Genomic DNA, 26,192 nt, shown 5'->3' on the forward strand with positions numbered 1-26,192 from the left:
GAATTATTACAGAATGGTTACAAATTGCATAAAATCTGTTATCAAGGCCAATTTCGGTTTTCTTGACATGCTGATGGGAAAATGATAGGATGAGTAAACCGTTTAAACTTTATTATTTTTCTCTTATTTCAACGAGGGGAAATTTGATGGTTAAAACGAATAAAAATCATACACAGATGCAAATAAATTCAATTTTGAAGTAAGGACAGGATTCTTTTAAATTGATTCTAGTTGTTCAAGACGAGATAGTTTTCTATCTTTAGTGCTATGGTAAAGAGGAGATTTGTTCCCTCAACAACAGAATACTTAAAGGAGATCAGCATGTATCTTGCTATCAAAGAAATTTTACAGAATAAACTGCGTTACAGTTTAATTCTAACTACCATTTTTCTCATTGCTTTTATGGTCTTTTTTATGACTAGTTTGGCTCTCGGGCTTGTTCGAAATAACAGGGCTGCTATTGATAATTGGCAAGCAACAGGAGTTGTGCTATCCGATTATGCAAATGATAATTTGACTGCATCCTTTATACCAGAAAAAGACTACAAAGATAAAGTGTCTGAGGATGCTGTTCCCCTAAGCTACATGTTCGCGGTGACAAACCTTGTCGATAGTAGTGACAAGTTGAATGTCTCTATTTTTGGTCAAGAGTGGGACAGTTTTATCTCGCCAAACTTGATTGAAGGTCATTACCCGGAAAATGACCAAGAAGTGGTAGTGGATCAGTCCTTTGAAAATTACGGCATCAAACTTGGGGACGCTATTCAACTCAACGGAAGTGAGACAAGTTTTAAGATTGTAGGTTTGACCAGAGAAAATAAATTTTTCACGGAACCTGTTGTCTTTACAAGTTTAACAACGTATTGGGATTTACAAGGAATAACAAAAGGCAATCGTTCGATCTCTGCATTGGTATTGCAAAATGATGTAGAAGTGACTGGCGATGGTTTGAAGCAGATTTCTATTCAAAAAATGATTTCGAAAATTCCTGGCTATACCCCTCAGGTCAATGTATTCTCAGGAATGATTCTAGCAATGATTGTCATTACAGGTCTGATTGTAGGAATTTTTATCTACATCATTACCATTCAAAAATTAGGCCTCTATGGAATTATGCGAGCGCAAGGGATTCAGATAAAATCCATCGTATGGTCCCTTTTCTGTCAAATCTTTCTTTTATCTGGTTTGGGTATAGGATTGGCTTTGTTAGCCATTTGGGCTGTTATTTTAGTCTTACCTGCAACCTTCTTTTTCTACCCTAGTTGGTTGGCATACTTTGTGTTAAGCCTGGTCATTTGCTTGATGGCACTACTAGGTAGCGTCATTTCGCTTCCGCGTCTACTTAAAGTGGATCCAATTACAGCGATTGCAGAATGATAAGGAGAATGATATGACGACATTAATTGAGATGATTCAAGTGACAAAAACTTATGGCGAAGGCAATATGAAAGTTACAGCTCTCCATGAGACCAATTTTCAGCTAAACGCTGGGGAGTTTGTAGCGATTGTGGGGCCTTCTGGATCAGGTAAAACAACCTTTTTAACGACTCTAGGCCAACTTCAGGAAGCTTCAAGTGGAAAGATTCTAGTAAAGGGAAAAGAGACTGGGCATTTATCTGAAAAAGAAAAAACAAATATGCGCTTTAGAGAATTTGGTTTTATCCTCCAAGCTTCAAATCTGATTCCCTTTTTAACGGTTAAGGAGCAATTAGATTTAATTGATCGTTTGGATAAAAAGAAATCTATAAAAAGTGACCGACAAGAGTTGTTCAGTTTGTTGGATTTGGAAAAGGTTCAAAATCACTATCCCAAAGCTCTCTCTGGTGGTGAACGCCAACGTGCTGCAATTGCTAGAGCCCTTTATAATAATCCTAGTATCGTGCTTGCAGACGAACCGACTGCTAGCTTGGATACACAACGTGCTTATCAAGTGACGGATATGCTGGCTTCAATTGCCCATGAGCAAGGTAGGGGTGTTGTCATGATTACACATGATACTCGCTTACTAGATAAGGTTGACCGTATTTATGTGATGAATGATGGACGACTTGTTGAAAAGGCACAAGCATAAATCTAAAAAGTGAACTGTTAGTGATACGGTTCACTTTTTTTAAATTTGGACTAACAAGACCCACTTTTCTATATAGCTGATTTTTTGGAAATGTGGTATAATTTTCTCTATGGAAAAGATTATCATTACAGCAACTGCTGAAAGTATTGAACAAGTAAAACAGCTACTTGAAGCTGGTGTCGACCGCATTTATGTCGGTGAGAAAGATTTTGGTCTTCGTTTGCCAACTACCTTTAGTCATGAAGAATTGCGTGAAATCGCAAAAATTGTTCATGATGCCGGTAAGGAATTAATCGTTGCGGTCAATGCTCTTATGCACCAAGACATGATGGACCGTATCAAGCCCTTCTTGGACTTTTTAGAAGAAATCAAAACGGACTATATCACAGTTGGGGACGCAGGTGTCTTTTATGTGGTTAACCGTGATAACTATTCTTTCAAAACGATTTACGATGCCTCAACCATGGTCACAAGCAGTCGTCAGATTAACTTCTGGGGACAAAAAGCAGGAGCATCAGAAGCAGTTTTGGCGCGTGAAATACCATCTGCAGAACTTTTCAAAATGCCTGAAATTTTAGAAATTCCTGCTGAGGTCTTGGTTTACGGAGCTAGTGTCATTCACCATTCTAAGCGTCCACTCTTGCAAAACTACTATAATTTCACACAGATTGATGATGAAAAATCTCGTCAACGTGACTTGTTCTTGGCTGAGCCAAGTGACCCAGAGAGTCATTACTCTATTTTTGAGGACAATCATGGAACCCATATCTTTGCTAACAATGACCTTGATTTGATGACCAAGTTGACTGAGTTGGTAGAACATGGTTTCACTCATTGGAAGCTTGAAGGTCTCTACACTCCAGGCCAAAACTTTGTAGAAATTGCAAAACTCTTTATCCAAGCGCGCAATTTAATTCAAGAAGGTAACTTTACTCATGACCAGGCCTTCTTGCTTGATGAAGAAGTTCGCAAGCTCCATCCTAAAAATCGTTTCTTGGATACTGGATTTTATGACTATGACCCTGATATGGTTAAATAAACATCACAAAACCCGAAATAAAATGTTCGGGTTTTTCTAGTACAAGGATGAATTTGAAGCGTATTCATGATATAATAGAAGTAGCTCTATTTGGAGGTGTATAAGTGGAAAATCTGAAAAAAATGGCAGGGATTAAAGCTGCCGAGTTCGTTAAAGATGGTATGGTTGTCGGGCTTGGAACAGGCTCAACTGCCTACTATTTCGTAGAAGAAATAGGTCGTCGTATCAAGGAAGAGGACTTACAGATTACAGCTGTAACGACTTCTAGTGTGACCAGCAAGCAGGCAGAAGGACTCAATATTCCTCTTAAGTCTATTGATCAAGTGGACTTTGTAGACCTGACAGTTGATGGTGCAGATGAAGTAGACAGTCAGTTTAACGGAATCAAAGGCGGTGGTGGGGCCCTTCTCATGGAAAAGGTTGTCGCAACTCCATCTAAAGAATATATCTGGGTAGTTGATGAAAGTAAGTTAGTAGAGAAACTCGGTGCCTTTAAATTACCAGTAGAGGTTGTTCAATATGGTGCCGAACAGGTATTTCGTCGATTTGAACGAGCTGGCTATAAACCGAGCTTTCGTGAAAAAGATGGTCAACGCTTTGTGACGGATATGCAAAACTTTATTATCGATTTGGCCCTGGAAGTGATTGAAGACCCAATTGCTCTCGGACAAGAATTGGATCATGTCGTTGGTGTCGTCGAGCATGGGTTGTTTAACCAAATGGTGGATAAGGTCATCGTTGCTGGACAAGAGGGCGTTCAGATTTTAACTTCAACAAAAGCAAAATAATCAAAATAAAAAGGAGACACACTATGCCAAAATTTAATCGTATTCACTTGGTAGTACTAGATTCTGTAGGAATCGGTGCAGCACCAGATGCTCATAACTTTGTCAACGCTGGTGTTCCTGATGGTGCATCAGACACGCTTGGACACATTTCAAAATCAGTAGGTTTGAATGTTCCAAATATGGCAAAACTTGGTCTTGGAAACATTCCTCGCGAAACACCATTGAAGACAGTTCCAGCTGAGAGCAATCCAACAGGTTATGCAACTAAGCTTGAAGAGGTATCTCTAGGTAAAGATACCATGACTGGTCACTGGGAAATCATGGGACTTAATATCACTGAACCTTTCGATACTTTTTGGAATGGATTCCCAGAGGAAATCCTTACTAAAATAGAAGAATTTTCAGGACGTAAGGTTATTCGTGAAGCCAACAAACCATACTCAGGAACAGCTGTCATCGATGACTTTGGACCACGCCAAATGGAAACTGGCGAGTTGATTATCTATACATCAGCTGACCCAGTTCTTCAAATCGCAGCCCACGAAGATATCATTCCTTTGGATGAACTCTACCGTATCTGTGAATACGCTCGTTCGATTACTTTAGAGCGTCCAGCTCTTCTCGGACGCATTATTGCTCGTCCTTATGTTGGTGAGCCTGGAAACTTCACTCGTACGGCTAACCGTCGTGACTTAGCTGTATCTCCATTTGCTCCAACTGTTTTGGACAAATTGAATGAAGCTGGTATTGATACATATGCAGTTGGTAAGATTAACGATATCTTCAACGGTGCTGGTATCAATCACGATATGGGTCACAATAAGTCAAATAGTCATGGAATTGATACACTATTGAAGACTATGGGACTTCCTGAATTTGAAAAAGGATTCTCCTTCACAAACTTGGTAGACTTTGATGCTTTATATGGACACCGTCGTGATCCACACGGCTATCGTGATTGTTTGCATGAGTTTGATGAGCGCTTGCCAGAAATTATGGCAGCAATGAGAGAAGACGATCTTCTTTTGATTACTGCTGACCACGGAAATGACCCAACCTATGCTGGTACTGACCATACTCGTGAATATATTCCACTTTTGGCATACAGTCCATCCTTTAAAGGCAATGGATTAATTCCAGTTGGACACTTCGCTGACATCTCAGCAACGATTGCAGAGAACTTTGGTGTTGAAAAAGCCATGATCGGTGAAAGTTTCTTAGATAAATTAGTTTAAGATGATTCGCTACGCTCTACTTGTTAGAGGTATTAATGTCGGTGGAAAGAACAAGGTGGTCATGGCTCAACTGCGTCAAGAATTGACGGAGTTGGGATTAGAAAATGTAGAAACCTACATCAATAGTGGTAATATTTTCTTTAATAGCATTGTGCCTAGAACTAAATTAATAGAGAATTTACAGGCTTTCTTTGAAAGACGCTATCCATTTATTCAGAGTTTTTCCTTGCTGAGTCTTGAAGACTATGAAAAGGAGCTTAGAAATCTTCCTGATTGGTGGAATCATGAGATGGCTCGCAAGGATGTGCTCTTTTACACTGAGAGCTTGGATGTGGATCAAGTCATCGAGAAAGTGAACAGTTTGGAACTGGTCGATGAAGTACTTCATTTTGGGAAATTAGGGATCTTCTGGGGTAAATTGTCAGAAGCTAGCTACTCTAAAACAGCTTATCACAAGCACTTGCTTAAGATGCCTTTCTATCGCAATATTACCATTCGTAACGCTAATACCTTTGACAAAATTGGTCAATTTTTAAAACATAAAGAAGGAGATACCTAATGACATTATTAAATAAAATCAATGAAACAGCAGCATTTTTGAAGGGCAAAGGAATCGAAGCTCCTGAGTTCGGTTTGATCCTTGGTTCAGGTCTTGGAGAATTGGCTGAAGAAATCGAAAATGCAGTCGTAGTAGACTACTCTGACATTCCAAACTGGGGTCAATCCACAGTAGTCGGACATGCTGGGAAATTGGTTTATGGTGATCTTGCTGGACGTAAAGTCTTGGCTCTTCAAGGTCGTTTCCACTTCTACGAAGGAAATCCTCTTGAAGTGGTGACTTTCCCAGTTCGTGTCATGAAAGTTTTGGGATGTGAAGGAGTGCTTGTAACCAACGCTGCTGGAGGTATCGGCTTCGGTCCTGGTACCTTGATGGCTATTACTGACCACATCAATATGACTGGTCAAAACCCATTGATTGGTGAAAACTTGGATGACTTTGGTCCACGTTTCCCTGATATGTCGAAAGCTTACACTCCAGAATACCGTGAGACTGCTCATCAAGTAGCAGACAAATTGGGCATTAAACTGGATGATGGGGTTTATATCGGTGTGACAGGTCCAACTTATGAAACTCCAGCTGAAATCCGTGCATATAAGACTCTTGGTGCAGATGCTGTCGGTATGTCAACTGTTCCTGAAGTTATTGTGGCAGCCCACTCAGGCTTAAAAGTTCTAGGAATTTCATGTATCACTAACCATGCTGCTGGTTTCCAAGAAGAACTCAACCACGAAGAAGTAGTGGAAGTGACAGAACGCGTCAAAGGCGACTTCAAAGGATTGCTGAAAGCGATTCTTGCTGAATTATAATCATGGTACATAAGTTGAGGAGGAGTCTTCAGAAGATCCCATATAACCTCAAATTAGTCCTAGCGGTTATCATGCTGGGGCTAGTTACAGGTATATTCGGAATTTTGCTCCATTATCTTTTAGAGCTGGTTGAAGGGATTGCTTTTGGTCAGACAGAGCATAACACTGGATTCTTGACAGATGGTGTTGCCTCATCACGAATAGGCTTCAGTTTAATCATCGTGGGTGTCAGTTCTGCCTTGGTCTGGTATTTCTTGCAAAGAAAAGCAAAGATTTTTTCCATCAAAGCGCAGATGAAAGATGAAACGTCACAATATAAACTTCATTTTTTAAAACAGCTAGTTCATTCAATTTGGCAGATTGTTGCAGTTGGAGGAGGAGCTCCTATCGGTAAGGAAGCTGCGCCGCGGGAGATTGGAGCTTTATTTGCAAGACCTATTGCCAATATTTTTTCTCTCTCCGTGAAGGACCAAATCTTTCTCATTGCCTGTGGAGCTAGTGCGGGTTTAGCAGCTGTCTATCAGGTTCCGTTAACGAGTGTGTTTTTCGTTTTTGAAACCTTGGGAATTGCTTTATCTGTCAAACGTTTTTTCTTGGTCGGTCTGACTACATATGTATCAGCCTTTACAGCAGGCTTTGTTGTTTCAGATCATGCTCTCTACCAGATTCCAGCTTTGACTTGGTCACTAGGTGATATGTGGCTTATTCCCTTATTAGTTCTTTTCCTGACTCCACTCGCTTGGCTTTTTAGTCGCTTCAACAAACAAGTTTCTTCAAAGAGAATAAAGGACAAGCGGATACTCTATACTCTGCCTGTAACATTCCTTTTCCTTGTTGGATTGGCTAACCATTTGCCTCATCTACTTGGTAATGGGCGTATGATGGCTCAGGAAATTTTAAACGGCAGTAATGCCAAGACGGTAATCCTCTTATTTGTCTTGAAAGCCTTGGTCGTTTTAGTTACCCTTTGGGCAGGTGCCTATGGCGGTACCTTGACCCCATCTTTTGCCTTAGGGATGGCAGGAGCTGCACTCTTGACCATGATTCTAGGAGGTGGCAACCAGCCAGCAGTCTTACTATTAGGTTCGGTTTGCTTTTTAGCTGTGACCTTGAAGGCACCCCTGTCTGCAACTGGATTGGTAATGGGGTTCACTGGTCAATCATTAGAGGCTATACCTTTTCTTTTGGTGACTGCTTACTTGGCATTTGGTTTTGCTAAAATGCTGGACCGAATCCCTTGGGAGAAATACTTACGACCAAAGACAAGGATAAAAGAAAATTAATAAGAATACTCTAGTTTTTCTAATCCAAAGTATATTTTAAATTTATAATCAATATCATTTAATAAAGAAAGGCAGAGCATGTGTTCAGATTTGAACACGAGCGGAAAGCTTTTCTAAACAAAATACACACAGAAAGGAAGGGTTAACCGTATTCGCTGAACTGAATACGGGCGGAGAACTGTGTAAAAAAGATAAACTGTCTAGCATCTGCGATGCGTCGTCAGTTTCCTATTTTTACTTTGTTCTCTGTCGCCCTTTATATCTTAATTATGTCTATCCATATTGCTGCTAAGCAAGGTGAAATTGCTGATAAAATTCTTCTTCCTGGGGATCCTCTTCGTGCGAAATTTATCGCTGAGAACTTTTTAGAAGACGCTGTTTGTTTCAACGAAGTCCGTAACATGTTTGGTTACACAGGTACTTACAAAGGTCACCGTGTATCTGTTATGGGAACAGGAATGGGGATGCCATCGATTTCTATTTATGCGCGCGAGTTGATTGTTGACTACGGAGTGAAGAAATTAATCCGTGTGGGAACGGCTGGTTCTTTGAATGAGGATGTTCACGTCCGTGAATTGGTCTTGGCTCAAGCAGCTGCAACCAACTCAAACATCATCCGCAACGATTGGCCTCAATACGATTTCCCACAAATCGCTAGCTTTGATCTTTTAGATAAGGCTTACCACATTGCCAAAGACCTTGGTATGACTACTCATGTCGGAAATGTCTTGTCATCAGACGTTTTCTATTCAAACTACTTTGAGAAGAACATTGAACTTGGTAAATGGGGCGTGAAAGCTGTAGAAATGGAAGCAGCAGCTCTTTACTACCTTGCTGCCCAACACCACGTCGATGCTTTAGCTATTATGACCATTTCTGATAGCTTGGTTAATCCAGAAGAGGATACTACAGCAGAAGAACGTCAAAACACCTTCACTGATATGATGAAGGTTGGTCTAGAGACTTTAATTGCAGAATAAGAAAAGAGGTTTCCTTAACAGGAAACCTCTTTTTTATGAAGAAAGCTATCTAGTTCTTTTTGATTAGTGATTATGGTTACCTTGTCTGCATAGTCTGAACAGATCTGTTGATAATGGTTTTTGTGAGAAGAGTTACGTCCATCCCAAAGAATCCAGCGGATAAACTCCCAGTCAAAACGTTCAGGACAACCGTCTGCCATACTTTCTCTAACTTTTCCTCTGTATCTTAGATAGCGTTTAAAGGCTCTTGCTAAACAATTCCATGCTGAGAAGTTTAAAAAGATAATCTGATCAGCTTGCTCCATTCTTTCCTCATAGCAACACCAGCTATAGTTGCCGTCGATAACCCAATCCTCATGTTTAGAAAGGAAAGTCTTCATTTTCTTTAACATCCAATCTCGATCGCTATCTTGCCACCCAGGCTGAAATTGCAATCGGTCTATATGGAGTTTAGGAATGGAGTAGTAGCTGGAAAGTTTTTCTGCCAGAGTAGATTTGCCTGAGCCTGAATATCCTATAATAGCAATTTTCATGATAACCTCCAGAAAAATGTGTACAAAAAAAGCTCCGAAGAGCTCATTTTGTATCCAGTTAAAGATTAACCTAGTTTAGCTGCAAGACGTGCTTTATCACGGTTAGCTTTATTCTTGTGGATCAAACCTTTAGTTTCTGCTTTATCGATGGCTGAGCTAGCAGCACGGTAAAGTTCTTCAGATGGGTTTGCTTCAAAAGCTTTGATAGCAGTACGCATAGCTGATTTTTGAGCTGAGTTCTTTTCGTTTTGTTTAACGTTCAATTCAGCGCGTTTGATAGCTGATTTAATGTTTGCCAATGTTCTTACCTCCATATTTACTAACTATACCATTATATCTGAAAACTATTATTTTGACAAGGGGAAATCACTTTTTTAAATAAATTTCATCAATTTCATGATTTTTAGATTTATGAAGAATGACTTCAGCCCGATTTCTGGTTGGTTCGATGTAGTTTTGTAGATTGGTCAAATTAATACTTGTCCAAACCTGATGAGCAAAATCTTTGACTTCACTGATTGGTTGCTGGGTGAAACGATAGTAATAGTTGTTTGGATCATCTTGTGCAAAGCTAAGAAGTTTCAAGAAACGATCCAAATACCAGCTCTCGATATCCTCGACTGCAGCATCTACATAGATTGAAAAATCAAAGAAGTCTGTAATATAAAGACGGCTGTTATGTGGTGTTTGAAAGACGTTGATACCCTCTACGATGACAAAATCCGCTGCTTGGACTCTTTGTGTTTTATCAGGTACGATATCGTAGATTTCGTGAGAATAAACGGGAATATCTACATCCTGACCGTTTTTAAGTTGATCAAGGAAATCGAGCAAGCTTTCCATATCATAACTCTCAGGGAAACCTTTTCGGTTTAGGATATTTCGCTCATTTAAGATACTGTTAGGATAGAGAAATCCATCAGTTGTCACTAATTCAACACTTGCTTCTGGAAAAATACGGGAAAGCAAAATTTGTAAGAGTCGGCTAGTAGTTGATTTGCCAACAGCGACACTACCTGAAATTCCGATAATAAATGGCTGATTTTTACTCTCCCTTTGGAGAAAAATTCCTTTTGAAAAGGCTAGATCTTCTTTGGAGCGTTTGTAGATTTGAATCAGATGAGCTAGCGGCAGGTAAATATCTGTTACATCTTGGAGACTAATCTGGTCATTAAAACTCTTAATCGAATCCAATTCCTCCTCGGTTAAAGGAGGTGTAGTTTTACGATGTAAAGATTGCCAAGTTCCGCGACTGATTTTTTCATAATGTATAAATTCGTTGGTCATAAAATTTCCTCGTTTGATACCTCAGTATACCATAATTTACAAAGAAAGACATCTGAATTATTTGAGAAAAAGCGCTTTCTTTGTTAGAATAGAGGTAGAATAAACATCAAAAGAGGTGATGTTATGAGAGTAGAAATAAGTGATAAAATACTAAAACTAAGTTGTTTACTTGTTGCTATTTTGTGGTTGTCTCCAACATTGATTGAGTTTACTGTGAGTTTAGGAAGTCAAACCTATAGTTGGTCTGCCTTTGTCTTGTTATTCTTGCTACCAATTATTGGTTTTATTTATTTGATTCTCGCCATTTTAATAAGAAAATGGTGGCTTTTCTTGTTTGGTCTAGCCTGTATTTTTTCCTTTGCTATCACTATGGCATTGGGTTATTACTTGCTCGGTCCTTAAAAGGAAATTCAACTTATATTATTTTTCAATAAATCGATGGCAAAGAAAAGCCTTTGTTGTCATGTAAACGATTTACAATTAACTTATTTATGTGGTAAAATGAAACTATGAGTAAAATGTATTATGCAGAAAATCCAGATGCAGCCCATGATGTTCATGAACTTAGAGTTGAGCTACTTGGGCAAAAGATGACCTTTTTGACAGATGCTGGTGTCTTTAGTAAAAAAATGATTGATTTCGGTAGTCAGTTGTTGTTAAGATGTCTAGATGTCGAAAAAGATGAAAAAATCCTTGATGTTGGTTGTGGCTACGGTCCAATAGGCTTGTCTTTGGTTAAAGCTTATGGTGCCCAAGCGACCATGGTGGATATCAATAATCGTGCCCTGGATTTATCCCAGCAAAATGCGGTAAAAAACAAGGTTCAAGCGACTATCTTCCAGTCCAATATTTATGAGCAGGTAGAAGGTCAATTCGATCATGTCATTTCGAATCCGCCCATTCGTGCAGGCAAGCAGGTCGTTCATGAAATCATCGAGAACAGTATTGATTATCTTATGGATGGTGGAGATTTGACCATTGTCATTCAGAAAAAACAAGGAGCTCCTAGTGCCAAAAACAAGATGGAAGAAGTCTTTGGTAATTGTGAGGTCGTGAAGAAAGACAAGGGATATTATATCCTTAGAAGTGTGAAAGAATGAGAGCAGTAGATCTAATCCAGAAAAAAAGAGCCGGGCAAAAACTAACCTCAAGTGAAATCCAATGGCTGGTAGAAGGCTATGTTGCAGGAACTGTTCCTGATTACCAGATGTCAGCCTTTGCTATGGCTGTTTATTTTAAAGGCATGACCACTAGAGAGATTTCTGATCTGACGATGAACATGATCAAGACAGGTCAGGAGTTTGATTTATCCGCTATTGAAGGTATCAAGGTCGATAAACACTCCACCGGGGGAGTAGGAGATAAGGTTACCTTGATTTTAGCTCCATTAGTCGCTAGTTTTGACGTACCAGTTGCAAAGATGAGTGGTAGAGGTCTAGGACATACGGGTGGAACAATCGATAAATTAGAATCTATCAAAGGTTTTCAAGTCGAACGCAGTCAGGATGACTTTATCAAACAGGTTCAGGATATCGGGGTTTCAGTTATTGGTCAATCTGACCAACTAGTCAAAGCGGATAAGTTGCTCTATGCACTACGTGATGTGACAGCAACAGTTGATACTATTCCACTGATTGCTAGTTCTGTCATGAGTAAAAAGATTGCAGCTGGAGCGGATGCTATTTTGCTGGATGTTACTGTCGGTGAAGGTGCCTTTATGAAAACAGTCGACGAGGCCCGTGAACTGGCTCAAACCATGGTGAATCTCGGGAAAGCTGTGGGGCGTAAGACAGTAGCAGTCATTACGGATATGAGCCAACCTTTGGGACGTGCCATTGGGAATCGCTTGGAAATTCTAGAAGCACTAGAAATTCTTCAGGGTAAAGGACGCGAGGATATTAGTCACTTTATCTGTGAGTTAGCCCAGATTATGCTATCTTTGGCAAGCGTTGAAAAAACAGTCGAGGAAGTAAGGCAACATCTTGAAAATGGTCAGGCACTCAAGAAATTCGAAGCGATGGTCCTCGCTCAAGGTGGAGATTTAGAAGATCTTTATCGACCTGTAACAGTTGATCATGTGGTAGAAATTCCTGCTCAGGAAGATGGTGTCATTGAGGCCCTGCCAGCCATGGAGTTTGGTCTTTTCGCCATGAGATTAGGTGCTGGTCGTGCAGTCAAAACCGATGCTCTTGACTATGAGACAGGGATTGTTTTTGAGAAGAAAGTTGGAGAATCAGTCAAAAAGGGTGAAATTGTCGCAAAAGTATATGCAAATGGCAAAATTTCTCCGGAACTAGTTACAGATTTCCAAAAATATGTTAAAATTAAAATAAGTGATGAAACGATAAAAACGCGTGAAATCATTGAAATTATCTCCTGATTTAAGGAAAATCCGAAATGAAATTAAATAAATACATTGATCATACGCTTTTGAAGCAAGATGCGACCGAACAACAAATCGATCGTTTGCTATCTGAAGCAAGAGAGTACGATTTTGCCAGTGTTTGTGTGAATCCTTGCTGGGTTTCTCATGCAAAAGCTGGACTAGAAAATACTGATGTCAAGGTTTGTACAGTTGTAGGTTTTCCTCTTGGTGCTACAACTTCAGCTGTTAAAGCCTACGAAACCAAAGAAGCCATCCAAAATGGTGCTGACGAAATTGATATGGTTATCAATGTTGGCGCACTCAAATCAGGAAATGCTGCATTAGTTGAGTCAGATATTCGTGCTGTTGTTGAAGCAAGCGGAGACAAACTCGTTAAGGTTATTATTGAAGCTTGTTTGTTAACGGATGAAGAAAAAGTTCTAGCTTGCCAACTTGCTCAAAAAGCTGGTGCAGACTTTGTTAAGACTTCTACAGGCTTCTCAACAGGTGGAGCGACCTTGCCAGATGTTCAGTTAATGCGTCAGACAGTTGGACCTGATATGGGGGTTAAGGCTGCTGGTGGAGCTCGTTCTTATGCAGATGCTGTTGCCTTTGTTGAAGCTGGAGCTACTCGTATTGGAACATCTTCTGGTGTAGCAATCTTAAAAGGAGAGTTAGCAGATGGCGACTACTGAGTTGATTGATTTAGCGATTGAAACTAGTAAAAATGCCTATGTACCCTATTCACATTTTCCAATTGGTGCCGTATTGGTAGCCAAGGACGGAAGTATCTATACAGGGGTTAACATTGAAAATGCTAGCTATCCCTTGACCAACTGTGGCGAAAGGACGGCAATCTTTAAGGCGGTTTCTGAAGGACAACGAGACTTTTCAGAATTGATTGTCTATGGTCAAACTGAAAAACCAATTTCGCCTTGCGGTGCTTGTCGCCAAGTCATGGTCGAATTTTTTAAACCAGATCTAAAGGTGACTCTAGTCGCCAAAGATAAAACGACGGTCGAGATGACGGTCGGGGAATTACTTCCATATTCGTTTACAGACTTGCATTAGTCTGTGTCACTCACTGAGTGACAAGGGTCCTAGTGACCTATCTATCTATACTTGCAACTTAGTTGCGCATCTTATTTAGGAGGTTCAGTAATGAACAAGAAACAATGGCTAGGCCTTGGTCTAGTTGCAGTAGCAGCATTTGGACTTGCTGCATGTGGTAATCGCTCTTCTCGTAACGCAGCTTCATCTTCTTCTGATGTGAAGACTAAAGCAGCTATCGTTACAGATACTGGTGGTGTTGATGATAAATCATTTAACCAATCAGCTTGGGAAGGTCTTCAAGCTTGGGGTAAAGAACACAACCTTTCAAAAGACAATGGTTACACTTACTTCCAATCAACAAGTGAAGCTGACTACGCTAACAACTTGAACCAAGCAGCTGGAAGCTACAACTTGATTTTCGGTGTTGGTTTTGCCCTTCACAACGCTGTTGAAGAAGCAGCAAAAGAACATTCAGATAAAAACTATGTTTTGATTGACGATGTGATTAAAGATCAAAAGAACGTTGCTAGCGTTACTTTCGCAGACAACGAAGCAGCTTACCTTGCAGGTGTTGCAGCTGCTAAAACTACAAAAACTAAACAAGTTGGTTTTGTAGGTGGTATGGAATCTGAAGTTATTTCTCGTTTCGCAGCTGGTTTTAAAGCTGGTGTTGAGTCAGTTGACCCATCTATCAAGGTTCAAGTAGACTATGCTGGATCATTTGGTGATGCGGCTAAAGGTAAAACAATCGCTGCAGCTCAATACGCTGCAGGTGCAGACGTTATCTACCAAGCAGCTGGTGGTACTGGAGCAGGTGTCTTCTCTGAAGCTAAATCATTGAACGAAAGTAAAAATGAAAACGAAAAAGTTTGGGTTATCGGTGTAGACCGTGACCAAGTTGATGAAGGTAAATACACTTCTAAAGACGGTAAAGAAGCTAACTTCGTGCTTGCTTCTACATTGAAGCAAGTTGGAACAACAGTTCAAGATATCTCAAACAAGACTGAAAAAGGTGAATTCCCTGGCGGTCAAGTTATCGTTTACTCATTGAAGGATAAAGGTGTTGACTTGGCAGTAACAAATCTTTCTGAAGAAGGTAAAAAAGCTGTTGAAGATGCAAAAGCTAAAATCCTTGATGGTAGCATCAAAGTTCCTGAAAAATAATTGATGGAAGTCATTTCTTAGGAAGCGGTCTTGGGCCGCTTCTTTAAGAATTGAGACAAATGGTTTTGTCTCAATAGAGCTTGCTAAATTTCTTTAGCAGGTTTTATTGAAATAAAATAAAACTCTGAAAGGAAGAGCACATGGCACACGAAAATGTCATTGAAATGCGTGAAATTACCAAAGTTTTTGGTGAATTTGTCGCTAACGACAAGATTAACCTTGAACTTCGTAAAGGTGAAATTCATGCACTTTTAGGAGAAAATGGAGCTGGTAAGTCTACTCTTATGAACATGCTAGCGGGGCTTCTAGAACCAACTAGTGGTGAAATTGTGGTCAACGGTCAAGTTGTAAAACTAGATTCGCCATCAAAAGCAGCTAGCTTAGGGATTGGGATGGTCCATCAACACTTTATGTTGGTAGAAGCTTTCACTGTTGCTGAAAATATCATTTTGGGGAGTGAATTGATCAAAAATGGTGTGCTAGATATTGCTCGTGCAACTCGAGAAATCAATGAGTTGTCTGAACGTTATGGCCTTGCTGTGAATCCTTCTGCCAAAGTTGCAGACATCTCTGTTGGGGCTCAACAACGTGTTGAAATCTTGAAGACACTTTATCGTGGAGCAGATATTCTTATCTTTGACGAACCTACTGCTGTTTTGACGCCATCAGAAATTGATGAATTGATGGCTATTATGAAGAACTTGGTTAAAGAAGGTAAATCAATTATCTTGATTACCCATAAGTTGGATGAGATTCGTGCTGTATCTGACCGTGTTACAGTTATCCGTCGTGGTAAATCTATTGAAACAGTAGAGATTGCTGGTGCAACTAATGCTGACTTAGCTGAGATGATGGTAGGACGTTCTGTTTCCTTTAAAACTGAGAAACAGGAAGCTCAACCTAAAGAAGTTATTCTGTCTATTAAAGACCTAGTAGTAAACGAAAACCGTGGTGTTCCTGCTGTTAAAAATCTCTCACTCGATGTACGAGCTGGTGAGATTGTCGGAATTGCCGGTATTGATGGAAATGGTCAATCTGAATTAATCCAAGCTATCACAGGACTTCGCAAGATTGAATCTGGTAGCGTGGAGTTGAAAGGCCAGTCTATCGTAGGTTTACACCCTCGTCAAATTACAGAAATGAGTGTAGGCCACGTTCCAGAAGATCGCCACCGTGATGGTTTAGTTTTAGAAATGATGATTTCTGAAAATATTGCTCTTCAAACCTACTATAAGGAACCTCATAGCAAGAAGGGAATCTTAAACTACACCAATATCATCGGGTACGCTAAGCAGTTAATGCAAGAATTCGATGTGCGTGCTGCTAGTGAGATTGTTCCAGCCTCAGCTCTTTCTGGAGGAAATCAACAAAAAGCAATTATCGCTCGAGAAGTCGATCGAAATCCTGATCTCCTAATCGTCAGTCAACCTACTCGTGGTTTGGACGTCGGTGCCATTGAGTACATTCACAAACGCTTGATTCAAGAACGTGATAATGGGAAAGCTGTCCTTGTAGTCAGCTTTGAACTAGATGAGATTCTAAATGTCTCTGATAGAATTGCTGTTATCCATGATGGTAAGATTCAAGGCATTGTAACACCAGAAACAACCAACAAGCAAGAGCTTGGTGTCTTGATGGCTGGTGGTGAATTGGAAAAGGAGAAGAGTGATGTCTAAAAAATTACAACAAATTTCGGTTCCTTTGATTTCTGTTATTTTAGGAATTCTACTCGGAGCCATCGTCATGTGGATTTTCGGCTACGATGCTATCTGGGGCTATGAAGAACTGTTCTACACAGCATTTGGTAGTGTTCGTGGAATCGGTGAAATCTTCCGTGCTATGGGACCTTTAATTCTGATTGCTCTCGGATTTGCAGTTGCAAGTCGTGCTGGTTTCTTTAACGTTGGTCTTCCAGGACAAGCTCTCGCAGGTTGGGTTATGAGTGGCTGGTTCGCTCTGTCTTTCCCAGATTTGCCACGACCATTGATGATTCTTGCGACGATTATAATTGCCTTAGTTGCAGGAGGGATCGTTGGTGCTATTCCTGGTATCTTAAGAGCCTACCTTGGGACATCTGAAGTTATTGTAACCATCATGATGAACTACATTGTTCTTTATGTGGGCAATGCCTTTATTCATCACTTCCCTAAAGAAATCATGCAAAGTACTGACTCATCCATTCGAGTAAGTGCAAATGCAACTTATCAGACACCATGGCTTGCTGAGTTAACTGGAAACTCTCGTATGAACATTGGGATTTTCTTTGCTATCATAGCAGTAGCGGTTATCTGGTTCTTGCTCAAGAAAACAACTCTTGGATTTGAAATCCGTGCAGTTGGTCTCAATCCAAATGCTTCTGAATACGCAGGTATTTCAGCGAAACGCACCATTATTCTATCAATGATTATTTCTGGTGCCCTTGCAGGACTTGGTGGCGCAGTAGAAGGACTTGGTACCTTCCAAAACGTTTATGTTCAAGGTTCATCATTAGCAATCGGATTTAACGGTATGGCAGTAAGCCTACTTGCTTCAAACTCACCAGTTGGAATTCTATTTGCAGCCTTCCTTTTCAGTGTTCTTCAAGTTGGAGCCCCTGGTATGAATGCTGCACAAGTACCATCTGAGCTTGTAAGTATCGTTACAGCCTCAATTATCTTCTTTGTCAGCGTTCACTACATCATCGAACGCTTTGTCAAACCAAGAAAACAACTTAAAGGAGGTAAATAAGGATGTCGATTACAACAATGTTAACCCTTATGGTTTCTTCGATGTTGATTTATGCAGCACCACTTATTTTCACAAGTATCGGAGGAGTTTTCTCAGAACGTGGTGGAGTTGTTAACGTTGGTCTTGAAGGAATCATGGTCATGGGTGCCTTTTCTGGAGTTGTTTTTAACCTTGAATTTGCTCAAGATTTGGGAGCATTAACTCCTTGGTTAGCTCTTCTAGTTGGTGGATTAGTCGGAGCTATCTTCTCGCTCGTTCACGCAGTAGCTACAGTTCATTTCCGTGCAGACCATGTTGTCAGTGGTACTGTGCTTAACTTGATGGCGCCAGCCTTGGCAGTTTTCTTGGTGAAGGTGCTTTATAATAAGGGACAAACGGATAACTTAACACAAACTTTTGGTCGTTTTGACTTTCCGGTATTAGCTAATATCCCTGTTATCGGAGATATCTTCTTCAAGTCAACTAGTCTACTAGGTTACCTAGCAATTGCTTTCTCATTCCTAGCTTGGTTTATCCTCTTTAAGACTCGCTTTGGACTTCGCCTTCGTTCAGTTGGTGAACACCCACAAGCAGCAGATACTTTGGGTATCAATGTCTACAAGATGAGATATCTTGGAGTTGTGATTTCAGGCTTCCTTGGAGGAATCGGAGGAGCTATTTACGCTCAGTCAATCTCCGTCAACTTCTCAGTTACAACTATCGTAGGACCTGGATTTATCGCTCTTGCAGCCATGATCTTTGGTAAATGGAATCCTGTTGGTGCTATGCTTTCAAGTCTTTTCTTTGGGCTATCACAAAGTTTGGCAGTTATTGGTTCTCAGCTTCCATTCTTGCAAGGAGTACCAGCCGTTTACTTGCAAATCGCACCATATCTCTTGACCATTATCGTCCTAGCAGCCTTCTTTGGTAAAGCTGTTGCGCCGAAGGCAGATGGTATCAACTATATCAAGTCTAAATAACATAAAAAAACGTCAGTTGAAACTGACGTTTTATTTTTTTGGTTCTTGGTGCGTTAGGTTAAGTCCCCAAGGAATGAGATTTTCTGTTTTACTTTGGATACGTTTGATATTGTCCTTGTGTCGAACAATCACCAGACTAGCAAGACCGATAATAATCACAGTGAAAAGTAGGTCATAACTAGTTAAAATAAATCCAAAGAGAGGAAACAGAAGGACGCCAATAATTGCAGCAATAGCAGCTGAAATACTAGAGAGGGAAATCATACTTCCTAGATAAAGGATTCCAAAGAAAATAACTGCAAGGTAAAGACAAAAGAGAGGAGCAAAACCAAAAATAACTCCAGCACTGGTTGCAACAGCCTTACCACCCTTAAATTTGGCAAAGACAGGGAAGGTGTGGCCAATGACTGCTAAAAGTCCAAAGACGATTGGTGAAATACCTTGCACATGGAAGATTAGTGGAAGTAAAGTGGCCAAAGTACCTTTAAAGAAATCAATTACAAAGGTTGCCATTCCAGCTTTTTTACCTAAGATTCGGAAGGTATTGGTCGTTCCAGTATTACCAGATCCATGTTCTCTTAGATTGATGTTAAAGAATATTTGTCCAATCCACAAACCTGAAGGAATTGAACCCAATAAATAAGCTAAAATTAATAATACTATTGTCATCATGTTTCTATTATACCATGAATTAGGAGAGAAACGAAACTGAATCTGTTTACTAGCTGTGACATCTGATACTTTATCAAAGTTGATAAGTTTATCATGAGTACCATTTTTATTCAAAAATAAAGGCTAAAGTTTTAAAAATTCATGAAAGTTTCTGAAAGACTTGTTTTTGTGTTTATTTATGCTATAATAGGAACAATTATTTTTAGGAGGTGGAGTATGTCTTACTTATTTGAGATATTACCTAGTTTATTGAGCGGTGCGACAATGACTTTACAAGTATTTGCACTGGTCTTACTCTTTTCAATTCCTTTAGGTGTTTTGGTTGCCTTTTGCCTACAGGTGCATTGGAAACTCCTCCATTACATGATTGATGTTTATATCTGGGTGATGCGTGGGACACCGTTACTCTTGCAGTTGATATTTATTTATTATGTCCTCCCAAGTATCGGAATTCGACTAGATCGAGTACCAGCTGCGATTATTGCCTTCACGCTTAATTATGCAGCTTATTTTGCAGAAATATTCCGTGGAGGGATTGCAACTATTCCTCAGGGGCAATATGAGGCAGCGAAAGTTTTAAAATTCAATCCTATCGATACTGTTCGCTATATCATCTTGCCCCAGGTGACCAAGATTGTCCTACCAAGTGTATTTAACGAGGTTATGAGTTTGGTTAAGGATACTTCTTTGGTTTATGCACTCGGTATTTCAGATTTAATCCTAGCCAGTCGAACTGCAGCCAATCGTGATGCTAGCTTGATTCCGATGTTTCTAGCGGGAGCTATCTATCTTCTAATGATTGGTGTTGTTACAATCCTAGCTAAGAAACTTGAGAAAAAGTTCAGCTACTATAGATAGGAGGTCATCCATGTTAGAGTTAAGAAATATCAGCAAAAAATTTGGAAAAAAAGAAATTTTATCCAATTTCAGTTTAACAATTCCTGAAAAGCAGATTTTGGCCATCGTTGGTCCTTCTGGTGGTGGAAAGACAACCTTGCTTAGAATGTTAGCTGGACTAGAAACGATTGATTCAGGAGAGATTTTTTATAACGGAGAATTATTACCTTTGGATGAACTTGAAAAACGACACTTGTTAGGTTTTGTTTTTCAAGATTTTCAGCTGTTTCCTCACTTATCCGTTATGGAAAATTTGATTTTGTCGCCAATCAAAACTATTGGGATGTCTGAAATAGATGCTAAGAAGAAGGCAGTAGAATTACTAACTCGTCTAGGTCTTGAAGCACACGCGGATGCTTATCCATACTCATTATCTGGTGGTCAAAAGCAAAGGGTTGCCTTAGCACGCGCTATGATGATCGATCCAGAAGTGATTGGTTATGACGAACCAACTTCAGCCCTTGACCCAGAGTTGCGCCTTGAGGTTGAAAAATTGATTCTACAAAATCGAGACTTAGGTATGACTCAGATTGTCGTAACCCACGATCTCCAGTTTGCAGAGAATATCGCTGACCAGATTCTCAAAGTAGAGCCTAAGTAGGAGGTGTCTATGAATCGAAAGAAAATCAGCCTTGTTTTGGTATTCTTTCTTGCTTTTTTCCTCGTAGGATGCACGCAAAAAGCTAGCAATCCTAAAGTAGATAATTGGGGAAAATACCAACAACAAGGAACAATTACTATCGGATTTGACAATACTTTTGTTCCTATGGGATTTGAAGAAAAGAATGGGCAATATGTTGGATTTGATATTGATTTAGCCCAAGCTGTTTCTGAGAAACTTGGGTTCAAGGTTCAGTTTCAACCCATTGATTGGGATATGAAGGAAACAGAGCTTCAAAACGGGACCATTGATGCAATTTGGAACGGCTATTCTGCGACGGATGAACGTCGTGAGAAAGTAGCCTTTACTATTCCTTACATGGAAAATCAGCAGGTTCTTGTCTCTAAGAAATCACAAAATATCCAATCAGTATCTGATATGGCAGGTAAAGTTTTAGGTGCTCAGGCAGGTTCTTCGGGTTATCTAGATTTTGAAGCTCAGCCTGAACTCTTGAAAAATATTGTAAAAGATCAAAAGGCTAACCAATATCAAAGTTTTAATGAAGCCTTGATTGACTTACAAAATGACCGGATAGATGCTCTTTTAATTGACCGTGTTTATGCCAACTATTATCTTAAAACTGAAGGAATCTTAGACCAGTATGAGATTTTCCCAGCTGGTTTTGAGAGTGAATCCTTTGCAGTTGGAGTAAGACCAGCGGACAAGACCTTATTAGCCAATTTGAATAAGGCTTTTGTCGAGCTCTATCAAGAAGGAAAATTCCAAGAAATCAGCCAGAAATGGTTTGGCGAAGATGTGGCTACAAGCCAAATTAAAGGAAAAGAAAACTAAGATGTATATCTTGGTTTCTTTTTTTAGTGAAGATGGACGATTTTTTGCTAAAAAGGACTTGGGGATAGGCTTTTTAACTAGAAAAGCTTTGCAAAATCCCTAGAAAACCTGTAAAATAGAAAAGATGAACAAATAGGAGGTTCCTTGTGTCAAAAAAGGAAATCAATATTAACAATTATAATGATGACGCCATCCAGGTGCTAGAAGGGTTGGATGCGGTCCGTAAACGTCCAGGGATGTATATCGGATCCACCGATGGTGCTGGTCTCCATCACCTAGTCTGGGAAATTGTCGATAATGCAGTCGATGAAGCCTTATCTGGATTTGGTGATCGTATCGATGTGACGATTAATAAAGACGGTAGTTTAACGGTTCAAGACCATGGGCGTGGGATGCCAACTGGTATGCACGCTATGGGGATTCCGACAGTTGAGGTTATCTTTACTATTCTTCATGCTGGGGGAAAATTCGGACAAGGTGGTTACAAGACTTCTGGTGGTCTTCACGGAGTTGGTTCTTCTGTCGTGAACGCCCTCTCTAGTTGGCTTGAAGTAGAAATTACGCGTGATGGTGCTGTTTACAAGCAACGCTTTGAAAATGGTGGGAAGCCAGTAACAACTCTTGAAAAAGTTGGAACGGCACCAAAATCTAAGACAGGAACAAAAGTGACCTTCATGCCGGATGCTAGTATCTTTTCTACGACTGATTTCAAGTACAATACCATTTCAGAGCGTCTCAATGAGTCTGCTTTTCTCTTGAAAAATGTAACCTTGTCATTAACGGACAAGCGAACAGACGAGTCAATCGAGTTCCACTATGAGAATGGGGTTCAGGACTTTGTTTCCTACCTCAACGAAGACAAGGAAACCCTGACACCAGTTCTCTACTTTGAAGGCGAAGACAATGGTTTCCAAGTAGAAGTAGCCCTTCAGTATAATGATGGATTTTCAGATAACATCCTGTCCTTTGTCAATAACGTTCGCACTAAGGACGGTGGAACGCATGAGACAGGACTTAAGTCTGCTATTACCAAAGTCATGAATGACTACGCCCGTAAGACAGGTCTTCTCAAGGAAAAGGATAAAAATCTTGAAGGGTCCGATTACCGTGAAGGATTAGCAGCCGTTCTTTCTATTCTAGTCCCTGAAGAACACTTGCAGTTTGAAGGACAGACTAAGGATAAACTAGGAAGTCCCCTTGCTCGTCCTGTTGTAGATGGAATTGTGGCTGATAAGTTGACCTTCTTCCTCATGGAAAATGGAGAACTAGCTTCTAACCTGATTCGCAAGGCTATCAAGGCGCGCGATGCTCGTGAAGCAGCACGTAAGGCGCGTGATGAGAGTCGTAATGGTAAGAAAAATAAGAAAGACAAGGGCTTGCTTTCTGGGAAATTAACCCCAGCCCAGTCTAAAAATCCAGCTAAGAACGAACTCTACCTAGTCGAGGGTGACTCTGCCGGTGGTTCTGCTAAGCAAGGTCGTGACCGCAAGTTCCAAGCTATCTTGCCTCTTCGTGGTAAGGTTATCAATACAGCCAAGGCTAAAATGGCAGATATCCTGAAAAATGAAGAAATCAATACCATGATTTATACCATCGGTGCTGGTGTTGGGGCAGACTTCTCGCTTGAAGATGCCAACTATGACAAAATCATTATCATGACCGATGCCGATACCGACGGTGCCCACATTCAAACACTTCTCTTAACCTTCTTTTACCGCTATATGCGTCCGCTAGTTGAGGCAGGTCATGTTTATATCGCCCTTCCACCTCTTTACAAGATGTCAAAAGGGAAAGGTAAGAAAGAAGAAGTGGCCTACGCTTGGACAGATGGTGAGCTAGAAGAACTACGTAAGCAGTTTGGTAAAGGTGCTACCCTCCAACGCTACAAGGGACTTGGTGAGATGAATGCGGACCAACTATGGGAAACAACTATGAATCCAGAAACTCGTACCCTCATCCGTGTCACAATCGAAGACCTAGCACGCGCAGAACGTCGTGTCAATGTCCTCATGGGGGACAAGGTCGAACCACGCCGAAAGTGGATTGAGGATAACGTGAAGTTTACGCTGGAGGAAGCAACAGTATTTTAAGTAAATCTTCCTTTTTCAAAATCTTAGCTCTCTAAAAGAGGTATACATCATGATAAGTTTATTGTATCATACTCCTTTTCTTGCGATAGTTTTAGCTATAGGTGCAGTTATGTTTATAACAGCTAAACAAGGAAAACCTGAGAAAATTCGCTTTCTTGAATTCTTACTATTAGCTATAGTAACTGCCTGTGTCTTTTTATTTGATAATCCTTTTAGATCCAATCCTTATGCAGGTTTGCTATTCTATACTTTTGACATTTTTATTTTCACACCAGCTAGCTTAGCTTTTGGGTTCACAGCTATTTATAAGAGCAATAAACATCTCAAACATTATCCTAGTAGTTACTCAAAACTTCTTAGGCTAAATGCCTGGTTTTTAGAAATATTTTCAGTTATTAATTTCCTATTTTTAATGCTGACGGAAGAAATGGGAATTATGTTGCTGCTACCTTTTTTTGGAATTAGTTCTATCATTCAATTTATAGTTGGAGAGCTTGAAAGAAAAAGAGTTCAGAAGCTTCTTCAGCAAAGAAATGAAGATGCTGTTATTCAGAACCTAGAGACCACTGAGGATGAACCACATGAGAACTGACAAGGAAATGCTTGGACTGATTTTAGGAACAGTTAAAACTTTAAAAGTTGACACTGGTTAGAACTACGAGTAACTCTTCGTGAATAATCTAACGGAAAATATCACTTAGGCCTGTTTCTTTAGGGGACGTTTTATACTACTTGAGGGATATTGTTTTTACCATATAGGAAAGTTGCATCGTTCAAGTAAAAATGATTGTCACATTTGTTGTGTAAATAATATATAGAACTAATGGAGGTTCAGTAATGAGTAGTGAATCTATAATTTCTATTTTCGTTGTTGTCATAGTAATTTTTGGAATTATAAGTAATTTAATCTCCAACTTGGGGAGAAAAGAGTATGCTCGTTCAATATCCCTGTTTTTACTGTCCATTTTAACTATTGGTGTCTGTCTATCAAATATACCAGTGGAAGGTAAGTTTTACTATGGGTTAAGATTTATTGGGGTAAAATTTATTTTGTTTTATATGGACTATTTCGCCCCCTTGATGGTTGTTTTTTCGTTTTATACTCTATATAAGAGTGTAATCCATTGTAGGCATTTTACGAGCAAATTTGCTATAGTACTTCGATTCAATGCCACCTTCATTTTTCTCCTTTCATTGGTAAATATGTTTATTGTCTGGGAAATGATGAAAAAATACCAAAGAAGTAACATAATATCTATTTGTTATATTTTAATTGTTTTAGGGATTTGCTCAACTATCCAATTAATCGTAGGGGAACTTGAGAAGAAAAGAATACAAGTCCTTCAGAAACAAGGGGAACTAGATAGTTATGAAAAATAACTTAATTAAAGATAGGTGCAGAAAATATAGAAGTCAAGAGCAAATGCTGAGGTTGATTTTACAGACTGCTAAATCTTTACAAGTCGATGCTGTCGCCATGTCCGGTTCGCGGACAAATTCACAAGCTCCAAAAGACGAATTTCAAGACTATGATGTTGTTTATGTCGTGGACGACTTAGATAATTTGACGAGTGACCTTGCTTGGTTGGACCAGTTTGGCACACGTATCATTGAGCAACATAACATCCTAGGCAACCGTCGTCTCTATCTCATGCTATTTGAAGATGGCAATCGCATTGATTTAACCCTCTGCCCCAAAGACCACATTCAAGAGTGGGTAGAAAGCGAAGCGGATTTCACGGTGCTAGAGGACACTAAGGGCTTGTTTGAGACCTATTCTCCAAGTCCAGATCGTTACTGGATAACCCCAGCTAGTGCAATTGATTTTGAAAAAGCTTGTAATGAATTTTGGTGGGTTTCCGCCTATGTGGTTAAAGGAATCTGTCGCAAGCAAGTCTTCTATGCCATTGACCATCTTTATGGTATTTGTCAACAAGAACTTTTGAAAATCTTAGCTTGGCAGGTGGCAAGTGATAGAGGAGCAGTAGACATCGGTAAGAACTACAAGTACCTCTTTAACTACTTGCCTGCTGAGATGGAGAAGGACTTCTCAAATCTGCTTGATTTCTCAAGTTTAGACAAAATCATTCAGTCTTTATTGGCTACGATGCAACTTTTCCATCAAGAAGCTCAAAGGCTTGCCCAAAAGATGGGCTTTGACTACGATAGGGAAGTAGCTGAGAAGATGATTCAGTATGCTGAGGAAAAACTTCAAAACACTAATTAAA

General features: G+C 39.9%; 29 protein-coding genes. 25 read left to right on the forward strand and 4 right to left on the reverse strand.

Annotation, left to right across the window (positions count from 1 at the left end):
• Window positions 1-321 precede the first annotated feature (321 nt).
• The 9 genes from ACLNCS_RS03765 (at window position 322) to deoD (ending at window position 8,764) form a co-directional block, all read left to right on the forward strand.
• The gene (locus ACLNCS_RS03765; protein ID WP_424847265.1) at window positions 322-1,377 is read left to right on the forward strand and encodes an ABC transporter permease; all 1,056 of its coding nucleotides are present in this window, start codon (window positions 322-324) and stop codon (window positions 1,375-1,377) included.
• A gap of 13 nt (window positions 1,378-1,390) precedes the next feature.
• Window positions 1,391-2,071 (forward strand): ABC transporter ATP-binding protein, encoded by a 681-nt coding sequence (locus tag ACLNCS_RS03770; protein WP_424847267.1) that lies wholly within the window; start codon window positions 1,391-1,393, stop codon window positions 2,069-2,071.
• 109 nt (window positions 2,072-2,180) lie between these two features.
• Window positions 2,181-3,110: a peptidase U32 family protein gene (locus ACLNCS_RS03775; protein ID WP_004253128.1), complete on the forward strand. Its 930-nt coding sequence runs from the start codon at window positions 2,181-2,183 to the stop codon at window positions 3,108-3,110.
• Window positions 3,111-3,214: 104 nt separating this feature from the next.
• Window positions 3,215-3,898 carry a ribose-5-phosphate isomerase RpiA gene (rpiA, locus tag ACLNCS_RS03780; protein ID WP_424847270.1) on the forward strand — a complete coding sequence of 228 codons (684 nt, stop codon included), beginning with the start codon at window positions 3,215-3,217 and terminating at the stop codon, window positions 3,896-3,898.
• A gap of 23 nt (window positions 3,899-3,921) precedes the next feature.
• On the forward strand, window positions 3,922-5,133 hold the full coding sequence (locus ACLNCS_RS03785) for a phosphopentomutase (protein ID WP_223332850.1): 1,212 nt from the start codon (window positions 3,922-3,924) through the stop codon (window positions 5,131-5,133).
• 1 nt (window position 5,134) lies between these two features.
• On the forward strand, window positions 5,135-5,692 hold the full coding sequence (locus ACLNCS_RS03790) for a DUF1697 domain-containing protein (protein ID WP_070677155.1): 558 nt from the start codon (window positions 5,135-5,137) through the stop codon (window positions 5,690-5,692).
• Window positions 5,692-6,501 (forward strand): purine-nucleoside phosphorylase, encoded by an 810-nt coding sequence (locus ACLNCS_RS03795; protein WP_070677156.1) that lies wholly within the window; start codon window positions 5,692-5,694, stop codon window positions 6,499-6,501. The genes ACLNCS_RS03790 and ACLNCS_RS03795 overlap by 1 nt, the downstream gene beginning before the upstream one ends.
• Window positions 6,502-6,503: 2 nt before the next feature.
• On the forward strand, window positions 6,504-7,784 hold the full coding sequence (locus ACLNCS_RS03800; RefSeq protein ID WP_070677157.1) for a chloride channel protein: 1,281 nt from the start codon (window positions 6,504-6,506) through the stop codon (window positions 7,782-7,784).
• A 269-nt stretch (window positions 7,785-8,053) separates the two neighbouring features.
• Window positions 8,054-8,764: a purine-nucleoside phosphorylase gene (gene deoD, locus ACLNCS_RS03805; protein ID WP_178894854.1), complete on the forward strand. Its 711-nt coding sequence runs from the start codon at window positions 8,054-8,056 to the stop codon at window positions 8,762-8,764.
• A gap of 14 nt (window positions 8,765-8,778) precedes the next feature.
• Here the strand turns inward: deoD and ACLNCS_RS03810 are convergent, their stop codons facing one another.
• The 3 genes from ACLNCS_RS03810 to coaA form a co-directional block, all read right to left on the reverse strand.
• Window positions 8,779-9,297, reverse strand: a complete 519-nt coding sequence (locus tag ACLNCS_RS03810; RefSeq protein ID WP_424847275.1) for a DNA topology modulation protein — start codon at window positions 9,295-9,297, stop codon at window positions 8,779-8,781.
• Window positions 9,298-9,362: 65 nt separating this feature from the next.
• Window positions 9,363-9,611 (reverse strand): 30S ribosomal protein S20, encoded by a 249-nt coding sequence (gene rpsT / locus ACLNCS_RS03815; RefSeq protein WP_029689886.1) that lies wholly within the window; start codon window positions 9,609-9,611, stop codon window positions 9,363-9,365.
• A gap of 52 nt (window positions 9,612-9,663) precedes the next feature.
• Window positions 9,664-10,584, reverse strand: a complete 921-nt coding sequence (coaA, locus tag ACLNCS_RS03820; RefSeq protein ID WP_006148720.1) for a type I pantothenate kinase — start codon at window positions 10,582-10,584, stop codon at window positions 9,664-9,666.
• A gap of 123 nt (window positions 10,585-10,707) precedes the next feature.
• Here coaA and ACLNCS_RS03825 point away from each other — a divergent pair, with 123 nt between their 5' ends.
• From ACLNCS_RS03825 to ACLNCS_RS03865, 9 genes are all read left to right on the forward strand, one after another.
• The gene (locus ACLNCS_RS03825; RefSeq protein WP_424847278.1) at window positions 10,708-10,986 is read left to right on the forward strand and encodes a 1,4-dihydroxy-2-naphthoate prenyltransferase; all 279 of its coding nucleotides are present in this window, start codon (window positions 10,708-10,710) and stop codon (window positions 10,984-10,986) included.
• A 107-nt stretch (window positions 10,987-11,093) separates the two neighbouring features.
• Window positions 11,094-11,684: a class I SAM-dependent methyltransferase gene (locus ACLNCS_RS03830; protein WP_424847280.1), complete on the forward strand. Its 591-nt coding sequence runs from the start codon at window positions 11,094-11,096 to the stop codon at window positions 11,682-11,684.
• A complete protein-coding gene (locus ACLNCS_RS03835; protein WP_424847282.1) occupies window positions 11,681-12,964 on the forward strand; it encodes a pyrimidine-nucleoside phosphorylase in 1,284 nt (427 codons plus the stop codon). Before ACLNCS_RS03830 ends, ACLNCS_RS03835 begins: the two co-directional genes overlap by 4 nt.
• 17 nt (window positions 12,965-12,981) lie before the next feature.
• On the forward strand, window positions 12,982-13,644 hold the full coding sequence (gene deoC / locus ACLNCS_RS03840; protein ID WP_414268057.1) for a deoxyribose-phosphate aldolase: 663 nt from the start codon (window positions 12,982-12,984) through the stop codon (window positions 13,642-13,644).
• A complete protein-coding gene (locus ACLNCS_RS03845) occupies window positions 13,631-14,020 on the forward strand; it encodes a cytidine deaminase (protein WP_269797114.1) in 390 nt (129 codons plus the stop codon). Before deoC ends, ACLNCS_RS03845 begins: the two co-directional genes overlap by 14 nt.
• 90 nt (window positions 14,021-14,110) lie before the next feature.
• Window positions 14,111-15,166: a BMP family lipoprotein gene (locus tag ACLNCS_RS03850; RefSeq protein WP_254804137.1), complete on the forward strand. Its 1,056-nt coding sequence runs from the start codon at window positions 14,111-14,113 to the stop codon at window positions 15,164-15,166.
• A 140-nt stretch (window positions 15,167-15,306) separates the two neighbouring features.
• The gene (locus ACLNCS_RS03855; RefSeq protein ID WP_254804136.1) at window positions 15,307-16,842 is read left to right on the forward strand and encodes an ABC transporter ATP-binding protein; all 1,536 of its coding nucleotides are present in this window, start codon (window positions 15,307-15,309) and stop codon (window positions 16,840-16,842) included.
• Window positions 16,835-17,893, forward strand: a complete 1,059-nt coding sequence (locus tag ACLNCS_RS03860; protein ID WP_070677165.1) for an ABC transporter permease — start codon at window positions 16,835-16,837, stop codon at window positions 17,891-17,893. Before ACLNCS_RS03855 ends, ACLNCS_RS03860 begins: the two co-directional genes overlap by 8 nt.
• Window positions 17,894-17,895: 2 nt before the next feature.
• Window positions 17,896-18,852, forward strand: coding sequence for an ABC transporter permease (locus tag ACLNCS_RS03865; RefSeq protein ID WP_070677166.1), 957 nt, complete (start codon window positions 17,896-17,898; stop codon window positions 18,850-18,852).
• Between the two features lie 30 nt (window positions 18,853-18,882).
• Here the strand turns inward: ACLNCS_RS03865 and plsY are convergent, their stop codons facing one another.
• A complete protein-coding gene (gene plsY / locus ACLNCS_RS03870) occupies window positions 18,883-19,524 on the reverse strand; it encodes a glycerol-3-phosphate 1-O-acyltransferase PlsY (protein ID WP_254804135.1) in 642 nt (213 codons plus the stop codon).
• A 216-nt stretch (window positions 19,525-19,740) separates the two neighbouring features.
• On the opposite strand from plsY, the gene ACLNCS_RS03875 reads away from it, so the two are divergent.
• From ACLNCS_RS03875 to ACLNCS_RS03905, 7 genes are all read left to right on the forward strand, one after another.
• Entirely contained in the window at window positions 19,741-20,382 is a 642-nt protein-coding gene (locus ACLNCS_RS03875) for an amino acid ABC transporter permease (protein ID WP_424847286.1), read from the forward strand.
• Between the two features lie 10 nt (window positions 20,383-20,392).
• Complete coding sequence (locus ACLNCS_RS03880; protein ID WP_303943906.1) at window positions 20,393-21,022, forward strand: amino acid ABC transporter ATP-binding protein; 630 nt, start codon at window positions 20,393-20,395, stop codon at window positions 21,020-21,022.
• A 9-nt stretch (window positions 21,023-21,031) separates the two neighbouring features.
• The gene (locus tag ACLNCS_RS03885) at window positions 21,032-21,874 is read left to right on the forward strand and encodes an amino acid ABC transporter substrate-binding protein (RefSeq protein ID WP_235083309.1); all 843 of its coding nucleotides are present in this window, start codon (window positions 21,032-21,034) and stop codon (window positions 21,872-21,874) included.
• 146 nt (window positions 21,875-22,020) lie between these two features.
• Window positions 22,021-23,964 (forward strand): DNA topoisomerase IV subunit B, encoded by a 1,944-nt coding sequence (gene parE / locus ACLNCS_RS03890; RefSeq protein ID WP_006151256.1) that lies wholly within the window; start codon window positions 22,021-22,023, stop codon window positions 23,962-23,964.
• 49 nt (window positions 23,965-24,013) lie between these two features.
• Entirely contained in the window at window positions 24,014-24,556 is a 543-nt protein-coding gene (locus ACLNCS_RS03895) for a hypothetical protein (protein ID WP_424847289.1), read from the forward strand.
• 245 nt (window positions 24,557-24,801) lie between these two features.
• Complete coding sequence (locus ACLNCS_RS03900; RefSeq protein WP_424847291.1) at window positions 24,802-25,344, forward strand: hypothetical protein; 543 nt, start codon at window positions 24,802-24,804, stop codon at window positions 25,342-25,344.
• A complete protein-coding gene (locus ACLNCS_RS03905) occupies window positions 25,334-26,191 on the forward strand; it encodes an aminoglycoside 6-adenylyltransferase (protein ID WP_424847293.1) in 858 nt (285 codons plus the stop codon). Before ACLNCS_RS03900 ends, ACLNCS_RS03905 begins: the two co-directional genes overlap by 11 nt.
• Window position 26,192 lies beyond the last annotated feature (1 nt).

Origin of the sequence: Streptococcus sp. CL9.43, assembly GCF_049737935.1 — a bacterium.
Lineage (GTDB): Bacteria > Bacillota > Bacilli > Lactobacillales > Streptococcaceae > Streptococcus > Streptococcus infantis_I.

What these genes read in the sequence shown, in the direction of transcription:
- ACLNCS_RS03765 (WP_424847265.1), top strand. Translation starts at nt 322, where the DNA reads ATGTATCTTGCTATCAAAGAAATTTTACAGAATAAACTGCGTTACAGT.
- ACLNCS_RS03770 (WP_424847267.1), top strand. Translation starts at nt 1,391, where the DNA reads ATGACGACATTAATTGAGATGATTCAAGTGACAAAAACTTATGGCGAA.
- ACLNCS_RS03775 (WP_004253128.1), top strand. Translation starts at nt 2,181, where the DNA reads ATGGAAAAGATTATCATTACAGCAACTGCTGAAAGTATTGAACAAGTA.
- ACLNCS_RS03785 (WP_223332850.1), top strand. Translation starts at nt 3,922, where the DNA reads ATGCCAAAATTTAATCGTATTCACTTGGTAGTACTAGATTCTGTAGGA.
- ACLNCS_RS03790 (WP_070677155.1), top strand. Translation starts at nt 5,135, where the DNA reads ATGATTCGCTACGCTCTACTTGTTAGAGGTATTAATGTCGGTGGAAAG.
- ACLNCS_RS03795 (WP_070677156.1), top strand. Translation starts at nt 5,692, where the DNA reads ATGACATTATTAAATAAAATCAATGAAACAGCAGCATTTTTGAAGGGC.
- ACLNCS_RS03800 (WP_070677157.1), top strand. Translation starts at nt 6,504, where the DNA reads ATGGTACATAAGTTGAGGAGGAGTCTTCAGAAGATCCCATATAACCTC.
- deoD (WP_178894854.1), top strand. Translation starts at nt 8,054, where the DNA reads ATGTCTATCCATATTGCTGCTAAGCAAGGTGAAATTGCTGATAAAATT.
- ACLNCS_RS03810 (WP_424847275.1), bottom strand. Translation starts at nt 9,297, where the DNA reads ATGAAAATTGCTATTATAGGATATTCAGGCTCAGGCAAATCTACTCTG.
- rpsT (WP_029689886.1), bottom strand. Translation starts at nt 9,611, where the DNA reads ATGGAGGTAAGAACATTGGCAAACATTAAATCAGCTATCAAACGCGCT.
- coaA (WP_006148720.1), bottom strand. Translation starts at nt 10,584, where the DNA reads ATGACCAACGAATTTATACATTATGAAAAAATCAGTCGCGGAACTTGG.
- ACLNCS_RS03825 (WP_424847278.1), top strand. Translation starts at nt 10,708, where the DNA reads ATGAGAGTAGAAATAAGTGATAAAATACTAAAACTAAGTTGTTTACTT.
- ACLNCS_RS03830 (WP_424847280.1), top strand. Translation starts at nt 11,094, where the DNA reads ATGAGTAAAATGTATTATGCAGAAAATCCAGATGCAGCCCATGATGTT.
- ACLNCS_RS03835 (WP_424847282.1), top strand. Translation starts at nt 11,681, where the DNA reads ATGAGAGCAGTAGATCTAATCCAGAAAAAAAGAGCCGGGCAAAAACTA.
- deoC (WP_414268057.1), top strand. Translation starts at nt 12,982, where the DNA reads ATGAAATTAAATAAATACATTGATCATACGCTTTTGAAGCAAGATGCG.
- ACLNCS_RS03845 (WP_269797114.1), top strand. Translation starts at nt 13,631, where the DNA reads ATGGCGACTACTGAGTTGATTGATTTAGCGATTGAAACTAGTAAAAAT.
- ACLNCS_RS03850 (WP_254804137.1), top strand. Translation starts at nt 14,111, where the DNA reads ATGAACAAGAAACAATGGCTAGGCCTTGGTCTAGTTGCAGTAGCAGCA.
- ACLNCS_RS03855 (WP_254804136.1), top strand. Translation starts at nt 15,307, where the DNA reads ATGGCACACGAAAATGTCATTGAAATGCGTGAAATTACCAAAGTTTTT.
- ACLNCS_RS03860 (WP_070677165.1), top strand. Translation starts at nt 16,835, where the DNA reads ATGTCTAAAAAATTACAACAAATTTCGGTTCCTTTGATTTCTGTTATT.
- ACLNCS_RS03865 (WP_070677166.1), top strand. Translation starts at nt 17,896, where the DNA reads ATGTCGATTACAACAATGTTAACCCTTATGGTTTCTTCGATGTTGATT.
- plsY (WP_254804135.1), bottom strand. Translation starts at nt 19,524, where the DNA reads ATGATGACAATAGTATTATTAATTTTAGCTTATTTATTGGGTTCAATT.
- ACLNCS_RS03875 (WP_424847286.1), top strand. Translation starts at nt 19,741, where the DNA reads ATGTCTTACTTATTTGAGATATTACCTAGTTTATTGAGCGGTGCGACA.
- ACLNCS_RS03880 (WP_303943906.1), top strand. Translation starts at nt 20,393, where the DNA reads ATGTTAGAGTTAAGAAATATCAGCAAAAAATTTGGAAAAAAAGAAATT.
- ACLNCS_RS03885 (WP_235083309.1), top strand. Translation starts at nt 21,032, where the DNA reads ATGAATCGAAAGAAAATCAGCCTTGTTTTGGTATTCTTTCTTGCTTTT.
- ACLNCS_RS03895 (WP_424847289.1), top strand. Translation starts at nt 24,014, where the DNA reads ATGATAAGTTTATTGTATCATACTCCTTTTCTTGCGATAGTTTTAGCT.
- ACLNCS_RS03900 (WP_424847291.1), top strand. Translation starts at nt 24,802, where the DNA reads ATGAGTAGTGAATCTATAATTTCTATTTTCGTTGTTGTCATAGTAATT.
- ACLNCS_RS03905 (WP_424847293.1), top strand. Translation starts at nt 25,334, where the DNA reads ATGAAAAATAACTTAATTAAAGATAGGTGCAGAAAATATAGAAGTCAA.